The sequence below is a fragment of the Streptomyces sp. genome, assembly GCF_050698815.1.
GTDB lineage: Bacteria > Actinomycetota > Actinomycetes > Streptomycetales > Streptomycetaceae > Streptomyces.
Genome location: NZ_JBOHCV010000304.1, coordinates 1 through 7,227 on the forward strand (window position 1 = coordinate 1; position 7,227 = coordinate 7,227).

Below are 7,227 nucleotides of genomic sequence, written 5' to 3' on the forward strand. Positions count from 1 at the left end.
CCGGCGTGGTGCTGTACGAGGCGGCCCGCCGCCGGGGCTGAGGAGTGGCTCGCCGCCGGGGCTGAGGAGCGGACCGCCGTCCGGGCCCGAGCGGCGGCCCGCCGCCGCGAATGGCGAGCGGCCCGGAGCGCGCCTGAGCAGCCTTGACGGGCCTCGGACAGATCGAGCCGGTCAAGGCAGTGTCTTATGCGTCCGTCACTCGGTTAGATGAGTGTGGACACAAGAACACCCCGCACGCCCGACCCTTCGGGCCGGCGCCCTGAGAACACTCCCAGGGGAAGCTCCAGCGGTTTCTTCGACGCTGAGCCCGTGCTGAGCACGGTCAAGGTCCCGTCCGACCCCGCACAGGTCATCGTCACCCACGCGAGCTTCCGTGTGCAGCTCGCCCCGCCCGTCACCCGCCCGACCACCATCGCCCGCTCCCTCCAGGGCAGCCCGCTGGACCACACCGATCAACTGCCCGCCCTGTCCGGCATGACCGCCCGGCCGCCGCGCCGGGCGCCCGTGGTCTGGGGCGCCCGTGCGGAAGCCGGCGACTCCGGCGACCAGGGCCTGACCGAACTGATGCAGACCGTACGGGCGGACGCCGGGAGGCACGGCACCGAACCGGCCGGTTCCGCCACGCAGGTGCTGCCGCGGATCGAGGAGGGCACCCTCCTGCCGGGCCCGGCGTCCGGGTCCGGTCCGGGCGGCTCCGCGACTGTGGTGGCTCCGCGTGGGCCCCGGCCGTCCGAAACGACTCAGCAGCAACCGCTGCTGCACGGCATGTGGCCCGCGGAGGGCGCTTTCGACGGCCCGCAGCCCGGTGACTACGACTACCAGGAACAGCCGGACGAGGACGAGGAGTTCGACTCCGCCGGGCCGTTCGGGGCAGGCCGGCAGGCGTACTACCCGGGCAGGCGGATGAACCTCGGGGTCGTGCTGCTGCCGTTGCGGATCTTCCTGGGCTTCATCTCGATCTACGCCGGCGTGGGCAAGCTGTGCGACCCGGTCTACTTCGACGGCGGCGACCGCGGGTCGCTGGTGACCTGGCTGCGGTCGCTGGAGCCCTGGACCATAGCGTCACCGCTGCGCGACTTCGCCCTGGCACACCCTGTCGGCTCCGGGCTGACCGTCGCCTTCCTGCAGCTCATCGTGGGCGTGCTGACGATGTGCGGCCTCTGGCAACGGTTCGCGGCAGCGATCGGCGCACTGCTCTCGGCCGCGCTCCTGATGACGGTCAGCTGGAGCACGGTGCCCGCCTACGAAGCGCCGGACATCATCTACCTGGCCGCGTGGAGCCCGCTCATCATCGCGGGCGCCCCCGTCTACTCGGTCGACGGCCGGCTGGCCACCGATGCGTGGCGGAAGCTGGGCCCGCGTGCCGGCATCCGGGACCTGCGGCGCCGGGTGCTGCGCCGCGGCACCGTGATCGCGACCGTCGTGGTCGGGCTCGCGCTGCTGACCGGTTCCACCCTGGGTGGCGCGGTGCGCTCCTCGCAGACGGCCACGGTGCCCGAGCCGGGCGAGCCGCCGACCAACCAGCTGCCCGGCTCGCCGGATCCGAAGCGCCCCGGCGACCGTACGGGCAACGGCCAGACCCGGCAGGGCCAGAGCACGCAGGGCACGGCCGGCGGCCCGGACAGCCGCAGCTCCGACCCCTCGGCTCCCGCCTCACAGGACGGCCAGGACCAGAACGGCGACCCGTCGGCGCCCAGCGGGCCCGAAACCGAGCAGGCGCCGCAGCGGACCACACCGGGTGCGCCGCCGCCGGGGCAGACCACGCCGGGCACGCAGGCCACGAGTGGCGGCGGCGCGAGCACGGCGGGCGGCAGTGGCAGCGGTGGCAGTGGTGGAGGCTCCGCCTCCGGCGGCAGCAGCGGTGGCGGCTCGTCCTCGGGCGGGAACGGGGGTGGTTTGGGGGGCCTATTGGGCTGACCCGCGCTGACGCCGCGGGCTGAGGCAGCCCGGGACGTCAGCGGACGAGCCAAGGGGCGCGCTCCACGGGGCGCGCCCCTCACGTGTGCCCAGGCCCTGCGTACGCGCGCAGACCCCCGCCCCTGCCTACGCGCGCAGACCCCGCGTACCCCCTCAGCCGCGCACGGGCCCCTCCCGCAACTCCCTGGCCGCCTCGGTCAGATCCTTGGCCGTGTCGATGGCGCGCCAGTACGCACCCTGTGGCAGGGGAAAGCCCGCGAGCCGCCGCTGCCGGGCGAGCCGCGGGAACGTCGTGCGCTCGTGGTCACCACGGTCGGGCAGCAGTCCGGTGAAGGACGAGGAGAAGACATAGACGCCCGCGTTGACCAGATACGGCGAGGGCGGAGCTTCGATGAAGTCGAGGACCTGACCGAACTCGTTGGTCTCCACCGCCCCCCAGGGAATTCGCGGACGCGCGAGCGCGATGGTGGCGACCGCGTCCCGCTCGGTGTGGAAGGCGGCCATCTCGCGCAGCCGGAAGCGGGTCCAGATGTCGCCGTTGGTGGCGTACCAGGGCTCGTCGGGCCGGGGCAGCGAGGCGGCGGCGTACTTCAGCCCGCCGCCGCGGCCCAACGGCTCCGTCTCGATGACGACGCTGACGCGCAGGGGACTCGGTCCGCCGGCACCCGGCTCGTCGCTCAAGGCGCCCGAGGCGGGGGAGGGGAGCGTCGTGGTGGCCAGCCAGTCGCTCAGCACCTCGGCCAAGTGACCGCAGGAGACGACGACATCGGTGACACCCTCGGCGGCCAGCCAGGCGAGCTGGTGGCCGATGATCGGCACTCCGGTGCCGGGGATCTCGACCATCGGTTTGGGACGGTCGTCGGTGTACGGCCGCAGCCGCGTCCCCTGGCCGCCGGCCAGGATCACGGCTTGGGTGGGGCGCTGCGTCATGCTGCGCACCCTATGCGCAGCGCCGCCCGGTCACCGGTCCGTCAGCGCACCTGGGCGACACCCGTGGCGAAGGAGGTGTCGCAGACGGGGCGCGAGTAGCGGTGGGCGCGCACGGTGCCGTACTTCTGCACGGCGGCACGGCCGAGTGTCCGCGCGAGCGACGCGCAGTGCTTGGCGAGGGAGGGCTTGAGGTTCATCTCGTGCTGAAGGCTGGTCAGGGCGACGCCCGGGTCCTTCTCCTGCAACTCGGCGACCAGACGGTCACGGAGCACGTCCTGGGGCGCACGTGAAGCGGACTGCTTCGTGGATGCCCGCTCCGCGGACGCGGTGAGCACCTGGGAGTCGGAGGGAGAGGTCGCCCAGGGCACCCGGGTGACCGCCAGCGTCCCGGACAGGACGAGGACGACCGGGAGGACGAGAGCGAGAGATCGGCCGATACGGCGGGCTACATGGTTCACGCTCGCGATGGTAGCGAGCGGTAGTGATTTGGCGACATTTAGTCACCCTGTCGAGTGACGAGAAAGGCGTGGTTCCGAAGTCTGTGTTGACGAACGGGATCGAAAAGGGGCCGCATGCCCGTGTTGTACGGGTGCGGCCCCTTCCTTTCAGGTACTCGGGTCAGTCGCTGAGCCGCTCACCGGTGGAGGTGGAGAAGACGTGGCTCTCGCCGCCGCGCGGCAGCACGTGCACGACCGAGCCCTTCTCGGGCACCTGCCGTCCGGAGACGCGGACCACCAGGTCGCGCTGCTCGCCGCCGACCTCGGCGGTGCCGTAGACGTAACCGTCGGCACCGAGCTCCTCGACGACGTTCACGGTGACCGGCATGCCGGCGGGCTGGTCCTTGGACAGGGCGGCGTCCGCGGCCTCGCCGTTGACCAGGTCGAAGTGCTCCGGGCGGACGCCGACCGTGACGGTCTTGTCGCCCTTCTCGACGGCGGCGGCCAGCGCCTCACGCTCGACGGGCACGACACTGTTGCCGAACTTGACGCCGCCATCGGTGACCGGCACCTCGACCAGGTTCATGGCGGGGGAGCCGATGAAGCCCGCGACGAAGAGGTTCGCGGGGTGGTCGTACATGTGGCGCGGGGTGTCGACCTGCTGCAGCAGCCCGTCCTTGAGCACGGCGACCCGGTCACCCATGGTCATGGCCTCGACCTGGTCGTGGGTCACGTACACCGTCGTGATGCCGAGGCGGCGCTGCAGGCCGGCGATCTGCGTACGGGTCTGGACGCGGAGCTTGGCGTCGAGGTTCGAGAGCGGCTCGTCCATGAGGAAGACCTGCGGCTCCCGGACGATCGCGCGGCCCATGGCCACCCGCTGCCGCTGACCGCCGGAGAGCGCCTTGGGCTTACGGCCCAGGTAGTCGGTGAGGTCGAGGATCTTCGCCGCGTCCTCGACCTTCGCCCGGATCTCCGACTTGGGCTTGCCGGCGATCTTGAGGGCGAAGCCCATGTTGTCGGCGACGGACATGTGCGGGTAGAGCGCGTAGTTCTGGAACACCATCGCGATGTCCCGGTCCTTCGGCGGCAGGTGGGTGACGTCGCGGTCACCGATGCGGATGGAGCCTTCGTTGACGTCCTCGAGGCCCGCGAGCATCCGCAGGGAGGTGGACTTGCCGCAGCCGGACGGTCCGACGAGGACGAGGAACTCCCCGTCCTCGATCTCTATCTGGAGCTTGTCGACGGCGGGCTTGTCGCCCCCGGGGTAGATCCGGGTTGCCTGGTCATAGGTGACCGTAGCCATGATGTTGTCTCCTTCACCGGCAGGTACGTGCCGGACGATCCGTCGTAAAGGGAGGTGTAGTCCACTGGTGTGGACTGCGGTGACGCTAACCCGCCGGTGCGCGCCTTGTCAGTACCCCAGTGGCAACGAAACCGCATCGCGGCCCCCCGCCCCGGGGTGGGTAGACTGCACGCGCAGGCCCCCGCCGCCTTAGCTCAGCTGGCTAGAGCATCTGTCTTGTAAACAGAAGGTCGTCGGTTCGAATCCGACAGGCGGCTCCGATTTTGATCACTCGCAAGCTTGGCGGAAATGGGGCTGACCTGCGGCTTAGCGTCCCGACTGGGCTTGCCCGGGAAGGGCGCTTCTGCGTCGGTGTTCTCCTCGTCGACTCCATGTGAGCCGGCGCGGTGGATGACGCCTACGCGGATGGTGCCGGGTGGGGAGCGGCGCCAGGCGATACATCAGCGGGGCACGATCGGCGCTGGCTCGGTGTTGATGCTGTCCTCGGCCTGGCCGATGGCGCGGCGTACGTTGGCGAGCTGGACGAGCAGGTACCGCTCGATGGTGCGGAGACGCGGCACATCGCGAGGATAATCGGACACCTGTGCGAGTCTAGCGACGGCTCATCGTGCGCCGTAACGATCCCGGCGTGGGTCAGCCGAGGCAGAGCCGGTGCAGCATCAGCAGCGCGGACACCGCGTTCGCGGACCGCACGTCACCACACGCAATCAAGTCCGGCACGTCCCGCAATGGCACCCACTCTCGGCGCTGCGACTCGAACCCGTCGCGTGGCTCACCCACGAACTCGGCACTGTCCGACCAGTAGATGCGGTGGTGTGAAGTGGAGATACCCGGCATCGGGTCGACGGTCAGCAGCAGCCGCATCAAGCCCGGCCGCCAACCCGTCTCCTCCTCGAACTCACGTGCCGCCGCCTCAGCCGGGTGCTCGCCCTCCCCAGTGCCGCCGGAAGGCAACTCCCAGCCCCACGCGCCGGTGATGAAGCGGTGCCGCCACAGCAACAGCACCTCGTTGCGCTCGTTCACGACGGTGGCCACAGCAACCGGGCGCAGCCGAATGACGGTGTGGTCCAGGTGCCGGCCGTCGGGCAGCTCCACGTCCGCCATGTTCACGCGCACCCACGGGTTCTCATACACGGTGTGCTCGCCGAGGTTCTGCCACACGGACACGCTGCTGCCTCTCGTCGGGACCCCTATCCCAACACACGCTCACATGGGCAGGTCCAAGGCTCCGTCGATGCGGTCCACCACGTCCCGCACCGCGCTGCTTCCCGTGGCTGTCAGGGAGCGGCGTACCTTCGTCAGCCGGTCGTTGAGGCGCCGCGACTCCATCCCCTGCATCTGTTCCACCATCGTCTGCGCCGACCCGGCAGCTCGGTCTACCTCACCGGCCTTGATCTCGCAGTCCGTGAGCGTGGCCAAGCGATGCACCCGGCCGCGGGCGTGTGTCTGCACGGCGACCGCTTCGGCGGCGTAGGTCTGTGCCGAGCCGGTGTCCCCGATGCGCATGAGGGCGTCGGCCATGTTGGATTCGAGGAGCCCGGGTTGGACGTAGCCAGTTTCGGCGGGCTCGTCGTCGGCGCGGATCTTCCCTGCGGCGGTCTCGGCGAGCGTCATGCACCTGCGGGCGGAAGCGCCGTCTCCCATACGGGAGTACGCCTTGGCCTGCATGGCGTGCAGGTCGCAGGCAAGGGCGTGCGAGATTGCGTGTCCCGCGGTGCGTAGTCCCGCCTCGGCGAAGGCCACCGCCTGCCGGTAGTCGCCCATGTACAGCGCCTGGTTGACGAGGAGCGCGCGCCATCGCGGCCGCGGGCGCCGACCCGCCCTCCACCTCAAATAGGCGTCGCCTAGCCCTGCAGATGGGGCTCAGTGCCTGCCGTGGGCGCTGTCCGAAGCTCCACCGAAGAGCCGTGCAACGAGACGGAAGGGCAGCGTGACGATGGTGGCGATGACGCCGCCGATCGTCCGCAGGATGTCGGCGATTGCCTTGAACATGTGGCTCTCCGTTCGGTGGTAGGCCTGAGCGCGCAGTCTTACGACTCATGTCGTACGCCGGTGGATGGGTTGCCCTGAGCGGGAGGCCGAAACCTCCACGCTGTCTGTCGGAGGGCCTTGGGGTCCTTGGCGCTCGGGAGGGGCTGACCTGACCGCGCTGACTCGGGCCCAGACGGTCGCCCGCACCTGGCTGGGGGCCAGTCGCCAGGCCCGTGATGGCTGGCATCGTGGGCCAAACCTGACCAGCTTCCACGGTGATGGCGGGTCGTGGGCGCAGGGCGGCGACGGGGTGCCGAGGACTTCGAGAAGAGCGGTGACGACGCGTGCCAGGGAGTCGGCAATCCTCGTGGGGGGGGGCGGTGAACGGCTCGGCGTTATCGCTGCTTGGGCGGTGTCAGGGCGTGCTGGACGACTTTGTGCAGGTCCTTGGGTAGGGGTGCGGCTTCCTCGTCGGTCGCCAGTTGGATCACGGCTTCGGCGATCGTGCGGAGTTTGGTGTTGGTGTTCTGTGAGAGCCGCTTCACGATGCCCCACGCCGTTTCGTGGTCGCAGCTTTGGGCGAGCCGGACCATGCCGACCGCCTGGTCGACGACGGCATGGGATTCCAAGGCCGCCTGTATCTGTGCTTCCTTGGCGGCGCGCAGC

At 70.3% G+C, this 7,227-nt stretch carries 9 protein-coding genes and 1 tRNA gene; 2 read left to right on the forward strand and 8 right to left on the reverse strand.

The annotated features are described in order from the left end of the window. The first annotated feature begins 207 nt into the window (after nt 1-207). Nucleotides 208-1,917: a DoxX family membrane protein gene (locus ACRDP3_RS10935; protein ID WP_431516685.1), complete on the forward strand. Its 1,710-nt coding sequence runs from the start codon at nt 208-210 to the stop codon at nt 1,915-1,917. Between the two features lie 153 nt (nt 1,918-2,070). Here ACRDP3_RS10935 and ACRDP3_RS10940 read toward each other — a convergent pair whose 3' ends face one another. From ACRDP3_RS10940 to ACRDP3_RS10950, 3 genes are all read right to left on the reverse strand, one after another. Continuing rightward, nucleotides 2,071-2,847, reverse strand: coding sequence for a nucleotidyltransferase family protein (locus ACRDP3_RS10940; protein WP_431516686.1), 777 nt, complete (start codon nt 2,845-2,847; stop codon nt 2,071-2,073). A 41-nt stretch (nt 2,848-2,888) separates the two neighbouring features. After that, the gene (locus ACRDP3_RS10945; RefSeq protein ID WP_431516687.1) at nt 2,889-3,305 is read right to left on the reverse strand and encodes a hypothetical protein; all 417 of its coding nucleotides are present in this window, start codon (nt 3,303-3,305) and stop codon (nt 2,889-2,891) included. Nucleotides 3,306-3,465: 160 nt separating this feature from the next. Then, nucleotides 3,466-4,590, reverse strand: a complete 1,125-nt coding sequence (locus tag ACRDP3_RS10950; RefSeq protein ID WP_431516688.1) for an ABC transporter ATP-binding protein — start codon at nt 4,588-4,590, stop codon at nt 3,466-3,468. A gap of 183 nt (nt 4,591-4,773) precedes the next feature. On the opposite strand from ACRDP3_RS10950, the gene ACRDP3_RS10955 reads away from it, so the two are divergent. Then, nucleotides 4,774-4,847: transfer RNA gene (locus ACRDP3_RS10955), tRNA-Thr, on the forward strand. 183 nt (nt 4,848-5,030) lie between these two features. Here ACRDP3_RS10955 and ACRDP3_RS10960 read toward each other — a convergent pair. From ACRDP3_RS10960 to ACRDP3_RS10980, 5 genes are all read right to left on the reverse strand, one after another. Next, nucleotides 5,031-5,171 (reverse strand): hypothetical protein, encoded by a 141-nt coding sequence (locus ACRDP3_RS10960; protein ID WP_431516689.1) that lies wholly within the window; start codon nt 5,169-5,171, stop codon nt 5,031-5,033. 52 nt (nt 5,172-5,223) lie between these two features. Continuing rightward, nucleotides 5,224-5,757, reverse strand: coding sequence for an NUDIX domain-containing protein (locus ACRDP3_RS10965; protein ID WP_431516690.1), 534 nt, complete (start codon nt 5,755-5,757; stop codon nt 5,224-5,226). A 39-nt stretch (nt 5,758-5,796) separates the two neighbouring features. After that, nucleotides 5,797-6,354: a hypothetical protein gene (locus ACRDP3_RS10970; RefSeq protein WP_431516691.1), complete on the reverse strand. Its 558-nt coding sequence runs from the start codon at nt 6,352-6,354 to the stop codon at nt 5,797-5,799. Nucleotides 6,355-6,453: 99 nt separating this feature from the next. Next, on the reverse strand, nt 6,454-6,582 hold the full coding sequence (locus tag ACRDP3_RS10975) for an LPFR motif small protein (RefSeq protein ID WP_431516692.1): 129 nt from the start codon (nt 6,580-6,582) through the stop codon (nt 6,454-6,456). Between the two features lie 374 nt (nt 6,583-6,956). Continuing rightward, nucleotides 6,957-7,227, reverse strand: a 271-nt coding sequence (locus tag ACRDP3_RS10980; RefSeq protein ID WP_431516693.1) for an ANTAR domain-containing protein, incomplete at its 5' end; no start/stop codon positions are given.

Bases quoted from the DNA above. Each gene is read 5' to 3' on its own strand.
- ACRDP3_RS10975 (WP_431516692.1), bottom strand. From the start codon at position 6,582: ATGTTCAAGGCAATCGCCGACATCCTGCGGACGATCGGCGGCGTCATC.
- ACRDP3_RS10970 (WP_431516691.1), bottom strand. From the start codon at position 6,354: ATGGGCGACTACCGGCAGGCGGTGGCCTTCGCCGAGGCGGGACTACGC.
- ACRDP3_RS10935 (WP_431516685.1), top strand. From the start codon at position 208: ATGAGTGTGGACACAAGAACACCCCGCACGCCCGACCCTTCGGGCCGG.
- ACRDP3_RS10950 (WP_431516688.1), bottom strand. From the start codon at position 4,590: ATGGCTACGGTCACCTATGACCAGGCAACCCGGATCTACCCCGGGGGC.
- ACRDP3_RS10940 (WP_431516686.1), bottom strand. From the start codon at position 2,847: ATGACGCAGCGCCCCACCCAAGCCGTGATCCTGGCCGGCGGCCAGGGG.